This is a genomic window from Trichococcus shcherbakoviae, from assembly GCF_963666195.1.
Classification (GTDB): domain Bacteria; phylum Bacillota; class Bacilli; order Lactobacillales; family Aerococcaceae; genus Trichococcus; species Trichococcus shcherbakoviae.
This window is the reverse complement of record NZ_OY762653.1, coordinates 316,198-334,294: the sequence shown is the minus strand read 5'-3', so window position 1 is coordinate 334,294 and position 18,097 is coordinate 316,198. Positions and strand designations below refer to the sequence as shown.

General features: G+C 46.7%; 18 protein-coding genes. 11 read left to right on the top strand and 7 right to left on the bottom strand.

The genetic code is table 11. The features are described from left to right. Nucleotides 1-25: 25 nt before the first annotated feature. Nucleotides 26-337, top strand: a complete 312-nt coding sequence (gene trxA / locus ACKPBX_RS01515; RefSeq protein WP_086627736.1) for a thioredoxin — start codon at nt 26-28, stop codon at nt 335-337. Between the two features lie 349 nt (nt 338-686). Here the strand turns inward: trxA and ACKPBX_RS01510 are convergent, their stop codons facing one another. Together ACKPBX_RS01510 and ACKPBX_RS01505 are read right to left on the bottom strand one after the other, a co-directional pair. Next, entirely contained in the window at nt 687-1,112 is a 426-nt protein-coding gene (locus tag ACKPBX_RS01510; RefSeq protein ID WP_086627738.1) for a YslB family protein, read from the bottom strand. 341 nt (nt 1,113-1,453) lie between these two features. Continuing rightward, nucleotides 1,454-1,759 (bottom strand): hypothetical protein, encoded by a 306-nt coding sequence (locus ACKPBX_RS01505; RefSeq protein WP_086627740.1) that lies wholly within the window; start codon nt 1,757-1,759, stop codon nt 1,454-1,456. A 213-nt stretch (nt 1,760-1,972) separates the two neighbouring features. On the opposite strand from ACKPBX_RS01505, the gene racE reads away from it, so the two are divergent. The 4 genes from racE (at nt 1,973) to cbpB (ending at nt 4,513) form a co-directional block, all read left to right on the top strand. Next, nucleotides 1,973-2,794 carry a glutamate racemase gene (gene racE / locus ACKPBX_RS01500; protein ID WP_319995802.1) on the top strand — a complete coding sequence of 274 codons (822 nt, stop codon included), beginning with the start codon at nt 1,973-1,975 and terminating at the stop codon, nt 2,792-2,794. Nucleotides 2,795-2,802: 8 nt separating this feature from the next. Next, nucleotides 2,803-3,426: an XTP/dITP diphosphatase gene (locus tag ACKPBX_RS01495; RefSeq protein WP_086627744.1), complete on the top strand. Its 624-nt coding sequence runs from the start codon at nt 2,803-2,805 to the stop codon at nt 3,424-3,426. Next, complete coding sequence (locus ACKPBX_RS01490; protein ID WP_119093703.1) at nt 3,427-3,945, top strand: metallophosphoesterase; 519 nt, start codon at nt 3,427-3,429, stop codon at nt 3,943-3,945. It abuts the gene before it with no gap. A 67-nt stretch (nt 3,946-4,012) separates the two neighbouring features. Continuing rightward, on the top strand, nt 4,013-4,513 hold the full coding sequence (gene cbpB / locus ACKPBX_RS01485; RefSeq protein ID WP_086627748.1) for a cyclic-di-AMP-binding protein CbpB: 501 nt from the start codon (nt 4,013-4,015) through the stop codon (nt 4,511-4,513). Nucleotides 4,514-4,607: 94 nt separating this feature from the next. On the opposite strand, the gene ACKPBX_RS01480 is transcribed toward cbpB, so the two are convergent. Further along, nucleotides 4,608-5,513 carry a mechanosensitive ion channel family protein gene (locus ACKPBX_RS01480; protein ID WP_319995801.1) on the bottom strand — a complete coding sequence of 302 codons (906 nt, stop codon included), beginning with the start codon at nt 5,511-5,513 and terminating at the stop codon, nt 4,608-4,610. Between the two features lie 267 nt (nt 5,514-5,780). On the opposite strand from ACKPBX_RS01480, the gene ACKPBX_RS01475 reads away from it, so the two are divergent. Both ACKPBX_RS01475 and ACKPBX_RS01470 read left to right on the top strand, forming a co-directional pair. After that, nucleotides 5,781-6,245 (top strand): DUF948 domain-containing protein, encoded by a 465-nt coding sequence (locus ACKPBX_RS01475; RefSeq protein ID WP_086627752.1) that lies wholly within the window; start codon nt 5,781-5,783, stop codon nt 6,243-6,245. A gap of 40 nt (nt 6,246-6,285) precedes the next feature. Then, on the top strand, nt 6,286-6,750 hold the full coding sequence (locus ACKPBX_RS01470) for a YtxH domain-containing protein (protein WP_319995800.1): 465 nt from the start codon (nt 6,286-6,288) through the stop codon (nt 6,748-6,750). Nucleotides 6,751-7,174: 424 nt separating this feature from the next. On the opposite strand, the gene ACKPBX_RS01465 is transcribed toward ACKPBX_RS01470, so the two are convergent. Next, entirely contained in the window at nt 7,175-8,284 is a 1,110-nt protein-coding gene (locus ACKPBX_RS01465; protein WP_119093701.1) for a M24 family metallopeptidase, read from the bottom strand. A gap of 226 nt (nt 8,285-8,510) precedes the next feature. Here ACKPBX_RS01465 and ccpA point away from each other — a divergent pair, with 226 nt between their 5' ends. Then, nucleotides 8,511-9,521 carry a catabolite control protein A gene (ccpA, locus tag ACKPBX_RS01460; RefSeq protein ID WP_086627758.1) on the top strand — a complete coding sequence of 337 codons (1,011 nt, stop codon included), beginning with the start codon at nt 8,511-8,513 and terminating at the stop codon, nt 9,519-9,521. A 122-nt stretch (nt 9,522-9,643) separates the two neighbouring features. On the opposite strand, the gene ACKPBX_RS01455 is transcribed toward ccpA, so the two are convergent. Next, on the bottom strand, nt 9,644-12,397 hold the full coding sequence (locus tag ACKPBX_RS01455) for a transglycosylase domain-containing protein (RefSeq protein ID WP_319995799.1): 2,754 nt from the start codon (nt 12,395-12,397) through the stop codon (nt 9,644-9,646). Nucleotides 12,398-12,542: 145 nt separating this feature from the next. Further along, nucleotides 12,543-13,523 carry an oxygen-dependent tRNA uridine(34) hydroxylase TrhO gene (gene trhO / locus ACKPBX_RS01450; RefSeq protein ID WP_319995798.1) on the bottom strand — a complete coding sequence of 327 codons (981 nt, stop codon included), beginning with the start codon at nt 13,521-13,523 and terminating at the stop codon, nt 12,543-12,545. A 172-nt stretch (nt 13,524-13,695) separates the two neighbouring features. Between trhO and ACKPBX_RS01445 the strand changes: the two genes are divergently transcribed. Then, nucleotides 13,696-14,592, top strand: coding sequence for a diacylglycerol/lipid kinase family protein (locus ACKPBX_RS01445; RefSeq protein WP_319995797.1), 897 nt, complete (start codon nt 13,696-13,698; stop codon nt 14,590-14,592). Between the two features lie 56 nt (nt 14,593-14,648). On the opposite strand, the gene ACKPBX_RS01440 is transcribed toward ACKPBX_RS01445, so the two are convergent. Next, nucleotides 14,649-16,457: a M3 family oligoendopeptidase gene (locus ACKPBX_RS01440; protein ID WP_319995796.1), complete on the bottom strand. Its 1,809-nt coding sequence runs from the start codon at nt 16,455-16,457 to the stop codon at nt 14,649-14,651. A gap of 109 nt (nt 16,458-16,566) precedes the next feature. Here ACKPBX_RS01440 and ACKPBX_RS01435 point away from each other — a divergent pair, with 109 nt between their 5' ends. Together ACKPBX_RS01435 and ACKPBX_RS01430 are read left to right on the top strand one after the other, a co-directional pair. Beyond that, nucleotides 16,567-17,064 (top strand): VanZ family protein, encoded by a 498-nt coding sequence (locus ACKPBX_RS01435; protein WP_086627768.1) that lies wholly within the window; start codon nt 16,567-16,569, stop codon nt 17,062-17,064. Between the two features lie 66 nt (nt 17,065-17,130). Next, nucleotides 17,131-17,868 carry a YebC/PmpR family DNA-binding transcriptional regulator gene (locus ACKPBX_RS01430; RefSeq protein WP_319995795.1) on the top strand — a complete coding sequence of 246 codons (738 nt, stop codon included), beginning with the start codon at nt 17,131-17,133 and terminating at the stop codon, nt 17,866-17,868. The last annotated feature ends 229 nt before the right edge of the window (nt 17,869-18,097 follow it).

Genomic DNA, 18,097 nt, shown 5'->3' with positions numbered 1-18,097 from the left:
AAAGAATCTGAAGGGAGTAAATACAATGGTAAAAATATTAACAGATGCAAATTTTGAGGCAGAAACGAAGAATGGGGTCGCGCTGGTCGACTTTTGGGCAACTTGGTGCGGACCTTGCCGCATGCAATCACCGATCATCGATGAATTGGATGAAGAAATCGGCGACAAAGTGACATTCGCTAAAATGGATGTGGATGCTAATCCGCAAACACCTAGCCAATTCGGCATCATGGGCATCCCAACGTTGTTGATCAAAAAAGATGGCGTAGTCGTAGAAAAATTAGTCGGCTACCACGCAAAAGAAATGCTTGAAGAAACGCTTGGAAAATATATCTAAACAATAAGAAAGAGTTGCCTGTGTCCTGATGTTTCGGGATTTCGGCAACTCTTTTTGTTTTGGGAACTTTGTGGTGTAGGCTGTCATTTTTGGAGAAAGGTAGTTGGCAGGAGGAGAGCAACCGTACCGGATGCGCAACTCCGGCCAGAGCCTCGCCACCGGAGTTGCACGTTCCCATCGCGGTCCCTGCTCCGGCGAGGATCCCTTCACCGGAGCACAGCGGGGTGACCGGATCCGCAGCTCCGGCCAAGACGGTGTTCGCCGGAGAACAGTCAAACCGCGGCGAATTCCCCAAAAAAACGTCCAAGCACTGCAGCAATTTGCCGCTGGGATGCTTGGACGTTTTGTTTCATTCGATGAACAGGGTGATGAGTACTTCTTTTTTCTTGTCTTTTCCGACTATGATTTCTGCTTTTGCTTCACAGGGGATACCTGTCGTCATCTGGATCTGCTGCGCCAAAAACCCTGCTTCCAGTTGGAAGGAGGCTTGCTCGTTTTGGGTGCGGACGGTGATCAGATCGCTTTCCAAACGGTATTGTTGCGTATTTTTTTCTTTTTTTAGCAGTTCCAACTGTCCGAAACCGCAATAAATCATCGCTTCATATAGGTCTTCCTGACTTTTTAATGGGAATTGACGAGCCAAATCTTTTCCGGCCCAATACAATATTTCATCGGTATGTTCGCCTAGGATGTTTCCCAGAAGGTAATCCCTTATCAATAAATAGGAGAAGTGTTCGTTATCGATAATACGGGCATTTTCGTTTTCAGAATTCATGGATTTCCCCCCTTAAATGTACACTTCATTATACACGTATTTTAAATAGTGGATAGAGTCTATTTTCAGGCGATGCCTATCAATGGCGTTTTTTTTCAACATCAGGCATAATAGGGTTAAGAAATCCAATATTCAAATCGAAAGGAAGATGTTTATGTGGACTGCCAAGAAAGCTTTGGGATTGATTCTGCTGTTGCTTCCGGTCTTCAAATATATTTCAGACTGGAAAAAAGAAGAGGAACAACGCCGTCTGCTGAACGGCTGAACAAACTTCTCCATCCATACAAAAAAATGAAAACTCGTTATACCGCATTGCGCGATATAACGAGTTTCGTTTGTGATTATGACTGGATACCGTGCACTCTTTTGATGTTCAGCCCAAAAAGGATGCCGTTCCCGGGTGCAGTGATGTTAACCGCTTCTTCGATTTGGTTGATGATTTTTTCGGAATGTTCTTCTTGGGTCAACACCAGCAGGATTTCCTTTTCCGGTTCCAACGCCAGATTGAACAGCTTCTTGTTCTCATGCATCCCGGATCCGCGGCCGGCAATGATGGTGCCGCAGTAGGACTCTTCGCAGCGCGCGCTTTCGAAGACTCGGTCGATCATTCCTTTGTCGACTACAGTTACGATTGATTGATAACTCATCTGAGTTCCCACTCCTTTTCCTGGTTACTGAAATTGAGTCCATTGTAGCATAGATATTTTTGAACGGCCAACAATCGGCAGTGGCTTTGGGAAAAGGAGACTGCCTTTTCCGCAAAAGTGAAGCAATTTCGGATGAAATTTGCCTCATTTTCACCAAATCAGTGCATCTTAAGGTAAAATAGAGATACGAAAACAAATAAAGGAAGTTACTGCATGAGCAAAAAAGCAATCGGTTTTATTGACTCTGGTGTCGGCGGCTTGACCGTCGTGAAGCAAGCCATGAAACAACTTCCCAATGAATCCATTTATTATCTGGGGGATTCCGCCAGATGCCCCTATGGACCAAGGCCCAAAGAAGAAGTGATTCAATACACATGGGAAATGACACAGTTTCTGCTGAAGAAAGATATCAAAATGTTGGTGATTGCCTGCAACACAGCGACCGCAGCCGCCTTGGATGTCATCCGAGTGCGCGTGGACATTCCGGTGATCGGCGTCATCAATCCCGGCAGCCGTGCTGCCATCAAACATTCGAAAAATGAACGTATTGCCGTGATCGGCACAAAAGGCACCATCAACAGCGACGTTTATAAACAAACCATCAAGGACAAAGACAAGGGCATTTCGGTCATCAGCATGAGCTGTCCCAAATTTGTGCCGCTTGTGGAGAGCAACCAATACAATGGATCGATCGCCAAAAAAGTGGTTGCGGAAACGCTAAAGCCCTTGCTGAAGGAATCGATTGATACACTCATTCTGGGGTGCACGCATTATCCGCTTTTGACACCGCTCATCCAAAATGTGATGGGTCCTTGTGTGACCCTTATCGATTCCGGTGCTGAAACGGTATCTGAAGTGAGTACCTTATTGGACTATTTCCGCTTGGCGGAAAGTTCGCACAACAAGGAAGCATCCGAATACCGTTTTTATACGACTGGTTCGCCTAAACTATTTTCGGATATCGCTGAAAACTGGCTTGGGCAGAGCAATTTTACAATTGAAAAAGTTGACTTGGAAAATTTGATTGAGAAGTGAGGGATACGATGAACGCAACTGAAAAAAAGAAAATCGTGATAGCGACTAAAAATCCGGGAAAAGCCAGGGATTTCGCCGTCCTTTTTGAACCAAAAGGCTATGAAGTCGTGACTTTATTGGACTATCCGGAAATAGAGGATGTTGAGGAAACCGGCTACACATTTGAAGCCAATGCGCGGAAGAAAGCTGAAACGATCGCCGGATTGTTGGGCATGACGGTCTTGGCGGATGATTCCGGCATCTGCATTGATGCCTTGGATGGCCAGCCTGGTGTGTTTTCTGCCCGTTTCGCTGGTGGGATGAAAAGCGACGCCGCCAACAATGCCAAGGTGCTGGCAATGCTTGGGTCCCAGAAAAACCCATCCCGGAAGGCACACTTCCATTGCACGCTGGTGTTGGCCCACCCCAATCGGGAGAGTCTGGTGGTCGAAGGCGATATCGAGGGCGAAATCGCTGAGTTTCCGAGCGGAGACAATGGTTTCGGTTATGATCCTTTGTTTTATTTGCCACACTTAGGTAAGACGATGGCGCAGTTGAGCGATGTCGAAAAAAATCAGATCAGCCACCGCGCCAATGCCCTGAAAAATCTTGAGAAAAGTTGGGCAGCTTGGCTGGAAAAGGAAGCGGACTAGATGATAAAAATACTTGCAGTCAGCGACAGCCACGGGGAAAAGGATATTCTGAACGAATTGTCTTTACGATATGCGCATCAGGTCGATCATTTTGTCCACTGCGGCGATTCGGAATTGAGCAGTTCTGATCTGATCTGGGGGATCATGACCACAGTGATGGGTAATTGCGATTATGATTATCAGCTGAACGACGAATACCGATTCCAGGCCGGCGACAAAAATGTGCTGGTTGTCCACGGGCATCGACATTCCGTGCGGGGATCCGTAGCCGGTCTGAAACGCGACGCCCAACAAGCGAACGCTTCACTGGTATTTTATGGTCATACCCATATCGCCAAAGCGGAGCTGGAGGATGGCATCCTGTTCATCAATCCGGGCAGCATCAGTCAACCGCGAGGAACACTGATGGAAAAGACCTATTGTATCGTCACGTTGGACGACCAAACTGCCACAGTTACCTATTACAATGACCGCCATCAGGAAATGGCCGACCTGAGCAATCAATTTCAAATTCTTTGATCACATGCAATGAAGGTGCTTCCGACGGATTAGACTGCGGATGGCCACCTTTTAGGAGGAAATACAAATGATTAGTAACGAAGTAGCCGGGTTATTGCTGGACAATGACGCGTGCGGGGATCTGATGATCCATGGCGAAAATGTCGCAAATGTGCATTGTTCGAATAACCTTAACCATGCGTTTCTGGTGCTGTCCCAAGTGAAGTATTCCGTCATTCCCGTTTTGGATTCAAAGTCCCGCATCAAAGGACTGATTTCCATACCGATGATCATCAAGGCCATCACGGAAATCGATGCGATCCGCTATGACAAAATGGAAACACTCAAAGTGGAAGATGTGATGGACCGTAATGTACAGACCATCCGTCCATGGACGGACCTTGAGGATATCCTGAACCATCTGATCGATCACAATTTCCTTTGCGTTACCGAGGATGACGGCAAATTTATCGGTATCATCACGCGCAAAGAAATTTTGACAAGAGTGAATCACCTAGTGCACGGCATCCACCGCATCTATAAATTTGAAAAAATAGAGGAGAAACAAGAAGTGACATCCGAAAGATAGATGTCGTTGTCTGCTCCAAGCCTCAGCTTATAAAAAACAAAAGTGCTTCGCTCCCCAATGATTTGGGGACGAAGCACTTTTTTGCCTTAGGGGGTTATGCTTTTGGCGAGCTGTACGGCATGGCTGGAATCTGGATGCCAGCTTCCAACAGTGCAGAGCGGTAGCTTCCCAGGAACAGGTTTTGGACGGTGAACTGCTGTCCGTTCAGGGTATAAAAAACCACCCGATAGGCAAGTTGGCCATTCCCTTTATCGGTGATACCGACGACATTCGGCCCTTTGACGATTTCCGGATGTTCCGGCACAATCCGTTCATTGACCGCATGGATGACCTGATCGACCGTTTCAAAATCGGTATCCGGATACAAGAGGATATCAATCATTGCCCGCATATCATTCCGGGATAGATTGCTGATGGTCGTGATGGTATGGTTCGGCAAGAAATGCAATGTTCCGTCAAAACTCTTGATCTGTGTCGTCCTCAGCCCCACGTTCACGACAGTGCCGTCGATTCCGCCGATGACAACATGATCACCAACATCAAATTGGGACTCCAGGATGATGAAGAAACCATTGACGATATCATTGATGAACTGCTGTGCACCGAGACCGATTGCCAGACCTGCCAGACCTGCACCGGCAATGAGTGTAGCGATAGGAACACCCATAATGGAGAGGACTCCATAGGTCAAAAAGAAAAACAAGAGATAACGCAAACCATTTTCGGCTATTTTGTAAATGGTGGTAGCGCGATTTTGCGTAATGTGTTTGGTCAATATCTGTTTTTCGAAAGTCCGGTGCAAAATGTAACTGGATAAACGTTTTAAAGCAAAAAAGATGAACAGTAAAAAAAGCAAGGTTATGCCTTTTGAAATGAATAAGCCCAAAATCTCTTCCCAGGCGATGCTGTTCCACCATTTGACGAAAATGTTTGGATTCGTCACCACTTCCTCTATCAAATCTTGTGCAAGAGCACTGTCTTGTGTGATTGCATCATTCATAAAAACCCCTCATTTCTAAAACAACTGTTTCCATTGTATCAAATTCGCGGGCTTATGAAAATGAAGATATGATTACGTTTTATTGAAGAAAGCATGTCTGAAGCAGAAGAATCCGTTTCCGGGGAATTGGTGAAAACTAAAGGGGTTTCAATAGCATATCGGAAATGTCTATGGTATCATTTTATTATAAATGAAATAAATCTTATAAAAATTCGTACAATGCTTTGACAGAAGTGCGTATGAATTAAGAAGGAGTGAGTGCAAATAATGGGGTATGGTGAAATTGCAGCTTTGATAGCTGCGCTAGCTTTTGCGGTATTGGTTGTTTTCATCATCTTGGCATTAAGGAAAGTCACTGACATCTTAGGCGAAGTTGAAAAAGTGACCCAGGAGGCGAACAAAAGCCTGGCCGTGATCACGAAAGATGTCGATCACTTGTCGATTGAAGTCGAAGGCTTACTGAATAAAGCCAACACCTTGGTGGACGACCTGAACGGGAAAATCAGCAAAACAGATCCCTTATTCACCGCAATCGGTGATTTGGGTGTGACCGTTTCGGACGTGAACCAATCAACCAGAAATTTGGCGGTATCACTCAAAGGCGGGGGAAAAGGCGCAAAAAGCGCAGCGGGTTCCTCTACTGTCGGAAAGCTTGGAAGAACGGCAATGGCAATTGCTCGGCAACGGCAAGCGAAGAAAGAACCGAAGGATACTAAGTTCAAAACTTACTGAAGAGTCAACTAAATCATAAACGAAAAGGAGAATGAAAATTATGACAAAAAATAAAGGCGGATTTGTATTAGGGGCAATCATCGGTGGGGCAGCTGCGGCTATAACAGCTTTATTGTTTGCGCCAAAACCAGGCAAAGAATTGCGCGATGACATCACGGAGGAAGTCAATAATCTGCTCGATACAGCGCGCGATTACGCAGACATCGCCGTAGAGAAGGGCAATGAGTTCATGGATGTTGCCAAAGAAACTTCGGAAGACATCAAAATCAACTTGAAGGACACGACTTCATCCATCAAGACGCAATTCACGGAAACATCCAAACATGTCGGTGACGACTTGAAGAAAGTGAAGGAAGACATCAAAGAGAAAGCCACTGATGTGAAAGAATTTGCTTCCGTCATCGCTGAAGAAGGCAAAGAAGAAGCTGCAGCCGTAACGCAAGAGAAAAAAGCTGCAGTGGAAGAAAAAGTCGAAGAAATCAAAGACAGCGTAGAAGACATCTAAATGAAAGAAAAGCTGAACGGGTTCGCTCAGCCCTGAAAGAAATTTAGGAAATCGTGCCTTGCAACGTTCCCTACGGTCACCTTGTACTGGGAGTCTAAGGGATGAATCTCTAAGACTCCCATGCAACTGAGCATCGTAGAGCGCAATATGCTGAGAGACTTCCTGCGTTAGCAGGTTAGTCGAATAGTATCCTTGGCTCGTAGAGACAAGGGGTTCCTTTGTCCCTTCCGAAGGGCTAACCCGTGAAGCTAGCCATCACCATTGGATGCATGGAACACTTTACAAATCTGTGAAACACCAACGGTGATGCACTTTTAAATTCGAAATATTTTATACTTTCCTTCAACAAAAAAACAGGCAATCTGCCTGTTTTTTTTGCGTATTGTTATTTATTATAGGCCAGTCTGCTTCACAAGCACACCGACTAATCGATCAATTTTGAATAGGCGTCTATGCCAGTTGGTGTGTGCGTGAAGGCTTCAAAGCCGTTCGCAGTCACAAAACCGCAATCCTCGACTCTGACTCCGATGTCCCCTTCGATGTAGATGCCGGGCTCGATGGAAAAACACATGCCTTCAACGAGTGCCATTCCATTGCCTTCCATGATGGAGGGGAATTCATGCACACCTTGACCCAAGCCGTGACCCAGACGATGGTTGAAGTAGCGGCCGTAGCCAGCATCCGCAATGATCGTCCGCGCTGCGGCATCCAATTCACCGGCTGTGATGCCTGGGCGAACCGCAGCCATCGCTTCATCATGTGCTGCCAACACCAAATCGTAGATTTTTTGTTGGTGCGCAGATGGCTCGTCACCAAAGAAAAGGGTGCGTGTCACATCACTGGCATAGCCTTCGTGCATGGTTCCCAAATCGAACAACACAAACTGGTTTTGCTTAAGTTTGGTGTCGCCGGGGACGCCATGGGGGCTGGCTGCATTTTCGCCGAACAGCACCATAGTGGTGAAGCTCATTTCGGCTACGCCTCTTTTTTTCAACTGGTATTCAATTTCGGCAACGACTTCCAGTTCAGTGATGCCCTCGCGCAACGTTTTGGCGCCTATTTTGAGTGCTTCATCTGCCCAATGGCCTGCTTCCTTCATGAAGGCCAGTTCTTGCTCATTTTTGATCAGTCGCATTTCCTGAAGTGTTTTGCTGATGTTATGCCCAAAAGTTGCCGTCGGGAAATGAGTCCGTAACGCTTCCATACGTTCGACAGTCAAGAAATCTTTTTCGATGGACCAGTCCGTCAAGCTGGAATGACGCTCTTTTATGCTGGTTGCCAGTATTGTCCAAGGATCTTGCGTATCCATGTAACTTATCACATCAAATTCCGTAGCGGTATTCCGCGCGTCATTTTCTTCCAGCGCAGGCACCAACAACAAGGGTTTTGCATCCTTGAACAGTACAGCCGCCAAAATCCTTTCATGCGGGTCGCTCCTGTATGAGGAAACGTAAAAGACATTTTTAGGGTCGTTGAGAAATACGATATCGACATCTTGTATTTTCATCAAATTGATAATTGAGTTTAAAGGCATTTTTAATATGACACCTTCCTTTCTTTAGTATTATAGCATATAATGAGGGTTCGATTTCTGAATAATGCAATGTGAAATTTTCATGAAAACTTTTATAAAACGCTTGCATATCTCATGAAACAATGGTAAATTCTTTATAAGCTTGTAAAATAATCAATATTTACAACATTATGTTGAATAATGGAAAATAAAAAATTGAAAACAATTGAGATAAGGAGCAACATAAATGGAAAAACAAACGATTACAATTTACGATGTGGCTCGCGAAGCGAACGTCTCCATGGCAACTGTTTCCCGCGTAGTGAACGGTAATCCCAACGTGAAACCATCCACAAGGAAAAAGGTATTGGAAGTCATTGAACGTTTGGATTACAGACCGAACGCGGTCGCCCGTGGTTTGGCAAGCAAGAAAACAACGACTGTAGGGGTTATTGTTCCTGATGTCACTAACTTGTTCTTCGCATCTCTGGCCCGCGGAATCGATGATATCGCTACAATGTACAAATATAATATCATTTTAGCGAACTCCGATCAGAATGACCAGAAAGAAATTCAAGTATTGAACACCTTACTTGCTAAACAAGTGGATGGCATCATCTACATGGGCAATAAGATCACAGATGAGTTGCGCGCAGAATTTTCCCGTTCCAAAACGCCGGTCGTGCTGGCAGGAACAATTGATCCTGAGCAACAAGTTGGAAGCGTCAATATCGATTATATCGGCGCAACCGAAGAAGTTGTAGCGAACATGATTGCGAACGGTAAGAAGAATATTGCTTTCGTATCTGCATCGCTTTCCAATCCGATCAATGGACAGCATCGCCTGAAGGGCTACAAGAACGCTTTGGTCAATGCAAATATTGCTTTTGATGAGGCTCTTGTCTTCGAATGCGAACCGACTCTTCAAAATGGTGAACTATTGGCTGAACAATTACTTGAAGCCGGAGTTGATGCAGCATACGTAGCTGGCGATGAACTTGCCATCGGGCTGTTGAATGCTATCATCAATGCAGGTGTCAGCGTTCCTGAGGCGTTTGAAGTCACTGCCAGCAACAATTCCCGCATAACTGAAATGGCTCGTCCGAAATTGACTTCCATTATGTTGCCGCTGTATGATATCGGCGCTGTTGCGATGCGTTTGTTGACTAAAATCATGAACAAAGAAGAGATTGATGAAAAATCCATCATCCTTCCTTATAAAATCGTCAACAGAGGAACAACATTACCTAAAAAGTAATCGGTCCATCCGAAAGACAATCAAAAAAGCCCAGCATCCGAAAAGGTGCGGGGCTTTTTTTGATTTGTCGGCGAGTAAATACCGGCAAACGAAAGGCTGCCCAATTTGAGGCAGCCTTTCCCTTATTCTTCAGTTGTTGGAGTTTCGTCGGCAGGTGGAGTTTCCTCTTCTGTTTCTGCGTCAGCGGGTGTCTCGTCCTCTGGTGTAGGCTCATCCTCTGCATCAGCCGCATCATCTGCAGCATTGTCTGCAGCATTGTTTCGGTTTGCCGCTGCGGCGGCCGCCGCATTACGTCTCGCTGCTGCTTCAGCTAGATAGCTGTCCCAATAGTTTTCCAGATCTTTATCAGTAGCCCCTGGGGAGAAGTAATAGGAGATTTCTTTCGGTAACGCATCAGCTTTGAACAAATCGGTCCTTGTGCTTCCGTTAAGGGTGACGGATAATCCGTTCGCGAATGATACAGTTCCAGCCAATGTTCCGGTTTCGGCCAACACCGATTTTTCGACAATCCCTTCCGGTTGTTGGTGCGTCTGATCGGCGCCGAGGATGCCCGGATTGATGCTGTAGATCTTGTTGGCGATCTGGGACCAGTAATTCAGATTTCGTCCGGTCGGAAGACCTTGATTGTTAGGGTCATAGAAGACATGTTCTCCCTTGTAATTGTCGTAGCCCATCCAAGAGCTTAGTGTGACGGTAGGGGTGCTGGCGATGAACCAGATGTCCCGGTTAGCTTCGGATGTCCCGGTTTTACCTGCCCAATCGGCGCTGAAATTCAGATAATTGTTGATCGACCTGCCTGTACCATCAGTGATGACGTCGCGCAGAATATCCAAAGTCAGATAAGCGGTGTCTTGCGAGAATACTTCAGTTGTTTCGGCCTCGTGCTGATATACGACGTTCCCGTGCTTGTCCGTGATGGTTTCGATCAGATAGGGCGAAACATGCTCGCCTCCGGTTGCGAAGGTCGTGAAAGCGCTGGTCTGTTCCAAAACGGTAGGGCCATCATTCGTTGCTCCGATCGCCAAGGATGGATTGCCGTATTCCGATTCGTCTATCGAGGTGATGCCCATTTTTTCCAGATATTGCCCCGGATTCATGCCTTTGTCGTTCATGGCGACATAGAGCTTGATTGTGGGGTTGTTTTTTGATTGGTAGAGCGCTTGTCGAGCGGTCATGTATGTATTGGAAATGGTATCGCCGAAGTTTGTAGGCTCCCATACTGTGCCGTCGGGCTGTTTGATGCTTATTTTTGTATCAGGCACCATCGAAGCAGGGTAGATCAGGTTCTGCTCAATCGCCGGAGCATAGACCAGCAACGGCTTTATCGTTGAGCCAGGTGATCGGTTAGTGCTGAACACGTGGTCCACTTGATTGACCGAAAAATCACGGCCTCCGATGAATCCGATGATCTTACCTGTCTGGTTCTCGATCAATACACTACCTGTTTGGGCAAGCTCCGTCACTTCCTGCGTGACCCCATCTGCATCAACATAGGTATCCACGAATGTATCTCCCAAAGTTTGCCCATATTCTGATGCGACTTCCTGCATGCCGTTGTAGATATCTTTGTCGATTGTGCTGTACACATTGTAGCCTGATAAGCGCAATGTGTTGTCTGCGTTCGCGTAATATTCGTTGTACAGTTCAGTGTCCGCTTCCAGATCCTCCAAGGTGAGGTCATTCCCGGCAGCGGCCTGCTCCATCAGCACGAGGATCGCTTCGCGTTCGACGGCTTGATATAGGTAACTGTTCCTGTCCTCTTGCGTGGCATGGGCAGCTACGAAATCCTGGGTGATGTCGTATGCGACGGCAGCATCATATTCTTCCTGCGTGATGCAGCCTTCGCTGAGCATCCGGAATAGCACAGTGTTCTTTCGGTTCAAAACTGCAGTCAAATCTTCCTTTCTTTCACCATATTGTGTGAAAGGGGTATAGGTATAAGGGTTCTGCGGAATCCCCACCAGAAATGCCGCCTGAGCTAAGGAAACATCGGCTGCATGGACACCAAAAATGCCGTTCGCTGCTTCCTCAATGCCAGCGATATTGGAACCGCTGCTGTTTCGTCCGAATGGCGAAACGTTGAGGTAAGCCGTCAGTATTTCATCTTTCGTAAAGAAATTTTCGAGCCGCAGCGCCAATAAGATTTCATTGGCTTTGCGGGAAAAAGTCACTTCATTCGTCAATATCTGTTGTTTGACGAGCTGCTGCGTCAAGGTGGAACCGCCGCTTTGGCTGCCGAAGCCGGTCAGTTCAGTCACCAACGCCCTCAAAATGGCCTTCGGTACGATTCCATCATGCTCATAAAAATTTTCGTCCTCCGTTGCGATGAGCGCCTCTTTGATTATCGGCGAGATGCTTTCCGATCCGACGGTGGTCCTGACCAAATCTGTGCGTATTTCCGAAATGGCTTCGGTGTTCGCATAGTACATAGTGGAAACAAGCTCGACATTGCCAATGTCTTCAGCCATGCTTTCGTATGTAGGGGCAGTCTCTTTCGAAATCAAATTAGCGAAATAACCCAGACCCGCGCCACCGCCAAAGATGCCCAACAGAATCATCAACAATATGATTCCTGTAAAAATATTCCGGATTACACCAAAAAAAACATTGAAACCAAAAGCTCCTTTTGAAAGAAGAGGCTTCATGTTTGTTTCTGTGTCCATCTTCCGTTTCATTCTTCGCAAAGTCACTTTGCCTTGATCCATACGCTTGTGGGTCCTCTGTTCCCAATCCAAGGCTTTTTCCTTTGTTCTTGCAGCATTTTCTTTCGTGAAAATCCGCTGCAGGCTGCCATTTATCGATTGCCCAAGGCGTTTGAAAAATTCGCCTGTCTTTTTTAGCCATTCTTCCGCTTTATTTCCATCTGGATTGTTCATATGTTCCCTCTTTTCCTTTTCAGGTGGTCACTTATCAGTATAACAAAAAAGCTTTGTCATGACTATTACATAGCACGAACAATCACTAAGTCGGAGGGGCTAAAAAAATCAGCCAGGAAGGTTATCCTGGCTGATTTTTTTGATGCTATGCAGTTGTTGCGGCAGAGGTTTCCGTTGTCTCTCCGATGGCGGCCAAACGCTCCGCTACGTCAGATAGTGTCAATTGATTACGCTGCACATAATAATTCGGCTGGTGGACGCGGCATTCATGCGAGCAGCTGCGCATGTACTTGTGTTCATTTTCTTCGGAACAGAGCATTCTGCGGTTGCAGCTCGGATTGGCGCAATTTGCATAGCGCTCGCATGGTGTACCGTCGAACCAATCCTTTCCGACTACGACATGTTCGACGCGATTGATGTCGACTCCGATGCGCTCATCGAAAACATACATTTTCCCATCCCAAAGGTCGCCTTTGACCGCTTCGTCTTTCCCGTAGGTTGCGATCCCGCCATGCAGTTGGCCGACATCCTTAAAGCCTTCCTTGACAAGCCAGCCTGAGAATTTTTCGCAGCGGATGCCCCCGGTACAATAGGTCACGACACGTTTTTCCATGAATTTTTCTTTGTTGTCGCGGATCCATTGCGGCAATTCGCGGAAGTTTGCGATATCCGGACGGACAGCGCCACGGAAATGGCCAAGGTCGTACTCATAGTCGTTGCGTGCATCAATTACGACTGTGTTTTCGTCGAGGATAGCTTCGCGGAACGCTTCCGGGGACAAGTATGCGCCAGTCAATTCATTTGGGTCAAGGTCGTCTCCTCCCAGGTGCAACGATACGATTTCCTGACGTGGACGGACAAACATCTTTTTGAAAGCATGGCCGTCCGTCTCATCGATTTTGTAAGTGATGTCGTTGAAACGAGGATCTGCGTTCATATGCTCAATGTACGCTTGCGTTTGTTCAACGGTCCCGGAAACCGTTCCGTTGATGCCTTCCGATGCGACCAAAATTCTTCCTTTTAAGCCGATTTCTTTGCAGAATCCTAGATGTTCTTGCGCGAATGTTTCTGCATCCTCTATCGGTGTATATTTATAATAGAGTAGGACACGATATTCTTTTGTCATACTGCTCCCCCTAATTCAATCTGTTTTACTTCGAACGTTATAAAATTATACACATTTTGTAAGCGGAAAGCCAAGAATATGCTCAGCGGGCAAAAAAGGGCGTCATACTTTATAGAGGTGGGCGTTGCGTGCTACACTTGCTGCAGAGGTAAAATGAAAGCGGGGGAATGAGATGGGTATTTGCACACTGATCGTAAATCCGTCGTCGGGAGGCGAAAAAGCTACTGGCTATTTGGACTTGATGAGGACGCGCTTGAGCGAAATGTTTGAAGAGGTCACTGTTAAAAAAACCGAAAAGCAAGGCGATGCCGAAAAGTTTGCGCAGGAAGCGGCAAACCACGGCCATGACGCCGTCTTCTGCATGGGCGGCGATGGCACAGTCAACGAAACCATCAATGGCTTGGCGGTTGCAGGGAAAAGTGTATCTTTCGGGTTCGTTCCGTTGGGCACCGTCAATGACCTTGCAAGAGCGATAGGCATCCCGTTGGACCCTGAGCAGGCCATCAGCATGTTGAGCGAGGCAGCCTTGGTCGTTCTGGACATCGGCAAGGTCAATGATCGTTATTTTGTATCGAATGTTGCCGCCGGTGCGATCCCCGAGGCTGTGGAAGGAGTCAGCGCGGAAGAAAAAACAAAATATGGTCCGCTGGCTTATTTCATCGAAGGAGGAAAAGCATTAGCGAAACAGACCATTCATCGTTTCCGCATTACAGTGGATGGAGAGACCTTTACACAGGAATCGCCACTCATTCTGATCGCGCTGACGAATTCAATCGCCAGCTTCGAAAGTTTTATGCCCCAAGCAAAAGTCGATGACGGCAAGATGCGGATGGTCGTTTTCAAGGAGTTTAATCTGCTGGATTCGCTGAAACTCTTGCCTCAGCTAATCAGAGGCGAAATCAAAAATTCGGATGCTGTCATCTATAAATCATTCAAACACGCCACTATCGCCGTCGAGGATGGCGAAAACCTAATCACCAATGTCGACGGTGATGAAGGGCCGGCATTTCCGCTGGAGATCGAGATACTGCCTTCCTTCATCAAAGTTTACGGGCCGGCAGCCACTTGAATATAAACAAATCCCTACGACCGATGCAATTCAGGTCATAGGGATTTGTTTTGTATCTAGATATATTTTTCGGTCAAACGCAGGAATTCTTCCACGTCTCCCGCCATGATTTCCAAGCCTTGGTTCCAGAAATCCGGCTGCGTGATATCGGCACCAAGATGCTTCATCACGAGGTCTTCAGTCGTCATCGATCCGGTATCCCGCAACAGTGAAATATAGGTTTCTTCAAAATTTCCAGTCTGCTTCATCGATTGCGCGTAAATCCCCAGGCTGAACAGGAAGCCAAACGTGTAAGGGAAGTTGTAGAATGGGACATCATCGATGAAGAAGTGCAGTTTGCTCGCCCAGAATAGGGGATGATAGTCACTCAAAGCCCCTTGGTAAGCCTCCTTCTGGGCAGCCTCCATCAAACCGGACAAACGATCTGCTGTGACAAAACCGTTCATCCTTTCGGTGTAGAATGACTTTTCGAAAAGGTAACGGGCATGGATATTCAGGAACATGGCCGTCGCATTTTCAAGCTTCGTATTGAGCAGGGAAATTTTTTCTACATCACTGCTGGCTTCTCTGACCGTAGCCGCACTGATGATGGTTTCCGCAAAAGTCGATGCCGTTTCGGCGACGTTCATGGCATAGCGCGTATTCAGATCCGGCAGGTCGCGCATTACGTGAGAATGGAAGGCATGGCCCAGCTCATGGGCAAGTGTGCTCATGTCGCTTGCTGAACCCGTAAAGGTCATGAAAATCCGTGATTCTTTCGATTCCGGATAATCTTCGCAATAGCCGCCAGGTCTTTTTCCGGATCGGTTTTCGGCTTCGATCCAGCGGTTTTTGACAGCATCCAAGGAAAAGTCTGCCAGTTTTGGACCGAAGGAGGCAAAGTGTTCGATGATGTAATCGACTGCTTCGTCGAAGCTGAAGGTTTTTGATTGGAAACTGCCGAGCGAAACAGGGGCATCGACATCATACCAAGCCAACTTATCCTTGCCCATCAGAGTGGCTTTGCGATTCAAAAACGAAAGGAACGGCTGTTTGTTTGCACTGATGGCTTGCCACATCGTGTCCAAGGTTTCGCGCTTGATGCGGTTATAACGCAGTGGCTCAACCAAAAAATCCTCATCCTGATGCGCCTCGAAATCAGCCAAACGGAAACCTTGCAGGTGGTTCAGTGTATCGGCGAATGCAGGCGCAAGGGAACCCCAGGCTTTTTCCCATTCAACGAATATTTTTTTGCGGACGCTCGGATCGGGATCGGCATACATCCGGTTCATCGCTTGGCCGGCGGATAGTTCGCTAAAAGTTCCGTCAACCTCTTCAAAAGGAATCTTGATGAAGGATACGAGCGTGTCATAGTGCGCGCTCCAACCGTTGAAACCATCGACACGCAATGTTGCCAATAAGGCTTCTTCCTTGTCGGAGAGGAGGCGGTTGCCTTGTTGGCGCCATTCCGAAAGCGCGAATGCAAGCGGGGAAAAGGCGGGCTTTTCCACCAACTGATTCCAGTCAGTTTCTTTGACTGCGGTTACTTTTTTCTTCAGAGTCGTTTGAATAATCGTTAATTTGCTGTACAATTGAATTATTCGCGCATGGATTGCGCTTGCATCCAAATCCGAGACATCGGCTGATTGGACACCTGTTATGAAACTATTGCATTGCATCAAGGCTTTTGCGTACAGCTCCTCCTGATGAAGCAAATCCTGAAAAACAGGATAATCCGGTTTGTCTTGTTCGGGGTCCCAAGCGGTTGCTGCGGATTCAAAATCCTTCAATCCATCTTGGATCGACTGTATTTTTTCTTGTAGGGCGGGCGAAGAACTTCCTCCTTCAAAAAATGAGTCCAAATCCCAGGTAAGGCTATATTTCATGTTTTTCATCCTCTCAGGCTGAATTGACTAACGTAATGCCATAATTTCATTATAACAATTCCCAACAAAATATAAAAAAGAATTCACATCAAGAAAGGAAAAAAACTGCATGCAAAGAGAACAAAAGAGCAATTCATACATAGTGGGAGCAGTTCTGATCATGGGGTACCTCTATTACCGCGCCACTTTCCAACAAGATTTTTATGCGTTGCCGAACATCATCGCGAACCTGCTGCAGGCACAACCGCTCTCCGGATTATTCGCAACCTTCACCTTCCGCTACGGGGAGCAGGTGATCAGCATTGAGGCATTGGGCTACTTCGGATTTTTGGGATTTTTCGGCAGCAAAATCTGGTTGTTCCTTTCCTACTCCATACTGGCTTACCTTTGGTATGGCGGGCTTTCCGGGAAGATGCGGGAGGCATTTACGCCTATAGTAGTGGCGCTGCTGCTTTCCGTAAGTTACGCTGCTGCGGATGAATTTCACCAGTCGTTTGTGTCTCCGGCATTTGCAATGAAGGAAGACGTGATTTTGGCTGGCATAGGGGCAATTTTGGCGATAATCGCCGGTTGGTTTTTTCTGATAGCCAGAAAAGGCAGAAAGTGAATTGCCATAAGCGGTTACTTTTGATAAAATGATTGAGTAAATTAATAGATGAGAAGAGGGATCTGAATGTCAGGACATTCAAAATGGAGTAAAATCAAAGGCGCAAAAGGCGCTGCAGATCAAAAACGAGGTAAAATTTTCCAGAGATTATCAAAAGAAATTTATATGGCTGCAAAAAACAGCGGTCCGGATCCCTCATCTAACCCGAGCCTGCGCATGATCATCGATAAAGCGAAAGCGGCGAACATGCCGAACGACAACATCACACGCGCCATCAAAAAAGCAACATCTGCTGGAGAAGGCGAAAACTATGAAGAAATCACTTATGAAGGCTACGGCCCGAACGGTGTCGCTGTTTTGGTCCATGCTTTGACCGACAACCGCAACCGTACCGCTACAAACATCAGAGTCGCTTTCAACAAAAACGGAGGATCTTTGGGAGAATCCGGTTCAGTGAGCTACATGTTCGACCGCAAAGGTTATATCGCAATCGAGCGCGAAGACTTGGAAGTGGATGAAGACGCGATGTTGATGAGCGTGTTGGAAGCCGGTGGGGAAGAGTTGCAGACAAGCGATGAAGTATTCGAAATCTACACAGATCCTACCGATTTTGATGCGGTATGTGAAGAATTGAAGGCAGAAGGCTACGTGTTGGCCGAAGCGGAAGTCACGATGGTTCCGCAAACATTGTCGGCTATCGCAGCGGACAAAGAAACGCAATTCAGAACGATGCTGGAAAAACTGGAAGACGATGATGACGTCTCCGAAGTATTCCACAACGCTGATCTGGACGACGAAGAATAACATTTTACAGAGAATCAAACCCGGTTGCCTACTTGTCAGCAGACAGTGGAAGGCAACCGGGTTTTTTTCGGATTTGGCTTTGCTCCTAATAGACAATCCCGTTGTTGAAATCGCTTTCTTCTTTGGCTTGTAGTATAATTTAGTTAGCCAAAGTCGATCTTTCCTTGGACTTTTCGAACAAGGCTCTTAAAGAGAAGCTATCATTATCCGATCGGGATAAACAACGAAT

Excerpts from the sequence above, each read along its gene's own strand:
- cbpB (WP_086627748.1), top strand. The coding sequence starts at position 4,013 with ATGATTAGTAACGAAGTAGCCGGGTTATTGCTGGACAATGACGCGTGC.
- ACKPBX_RS01430 (WP_319995795.1), top strand. The coding sequence starts at position 17,131 with ATGTCAGGACATTCAAAATGGAGTAAAATCAAAGGCGCAAAAGGCGCT.
- ACKPBX_RS01495 (WP_086627744.1), top strand. The coding sequence starts at position 2,803 with ATGAACGCAACTGAAAAAAAGAAAATCGTGATAGCGACTAAAAATCCG.
- ACKPBX_RS01490 (WP_119093703.1), top strand. The coding sequence starts at position 3,427 with ATGATAAAAATACTTGCAGTCAGCGACAGCCACGGGGAAAAGGATATT.
- ACKPBX_RS01445 (WP_319995797.1), top strand. The coding sequence starts at position 13,696 with ATGGGTATTTGCACACTGATCGTAAATCCGTCGTCGGGAGGCGAAAAA.
- ccpA (WP_086627758.1), top strand. The coding sequence starts at position 8,511 with ATGGAAAAACAAACGATTACAATTTACGATGTGGCTCGCGAAGCGAAC.
- ACKPBX_RS01440 (WP_319995796.1), bottom strand. The coding sequence starts at position 16,457 with ATGAAATATAGCCTTACCTGGGATTTGGACTCATTTTTTGAAGGAGGA.
- ACKPBX_RS01465 (WP_119093701.1), bottom strand. The coding sequence starts at position 8,284 with ATGCCTTTAAACTCAATTATCAATTTGATGAAAATACAAGATGTCGAT.
- ACKPBX_RS01475 (WP_086627752.1), top strand. The coding sequence starts at position 5,781 with ATGGGGTATGGTGAAATTGCAGCTTTGATAGCTGCGCTAGCTTTTGCG.
- ACKPBX_RS01470 (WP_319995800.1), top strand. The coding sequence starts at position 6,286 with ATGACAAAAAATAAAGGCGGATTTGTATTAGGGGCAATCATCGGTGGG.
- ACKPBX_RS01435 (WP_086627768.1), top strand. The coding sequence starts at position 16,567 with ATGCAAAGAGAACAAAAGAGCAATTCATACATAGTGGGAGCAGTTCTG.
- trxA (WP_086627736.1), top strand. The coding sequence starts at position 26 with ATGGTAAAAATATTAACAGATGCAAATTTTGAGGCAGAAACGAAGAAT.
- trhO (WP_319995798.1), bottom strand. The coding sequence starts at position 13,523 with ATGACAAAAGAATATCGTGTCCTACTCTATTATAAATATACACCGATA.
- ACKPBX_RS01505 (WP_086627740.1), bottom strand. The coding sequence starts at position 1,759 with ATGAGTTATCAATCAATCGTAACTGTAGTCGACAAAGGAATGATCGAC.
- ACKPBX_RS01455 (WP_319995799.1), bottom strand. The coding sequence starts at position 12,397 with ATGAACAATCCAGATGGAAATAAAGCGGAAGAATGGCTAAAAAAGACA.
- racE (WP_319995802.1), top strand. The coding sequence starts at position 1,973 with ATGAGCAAAAAAGCAATCGGTTTTATTGACTCTGGTGTCGGCGGCTTG.
- ACKPBX_RS01480 (WP_319995801.1), bottom strand. The coding sequence starts at position 5,513 with ATGAATGATGCAATCACACAAGACAGTGCTCTTGCACAAGATTTGATA.
- ACKPBX_RS01510 (WP_086627738.1), bottom strand. The coding sequence starts at position 1,112 with ATGAATTCTGAAAACGAAAATGCCCGTATTATCGATAACGAACACTTC.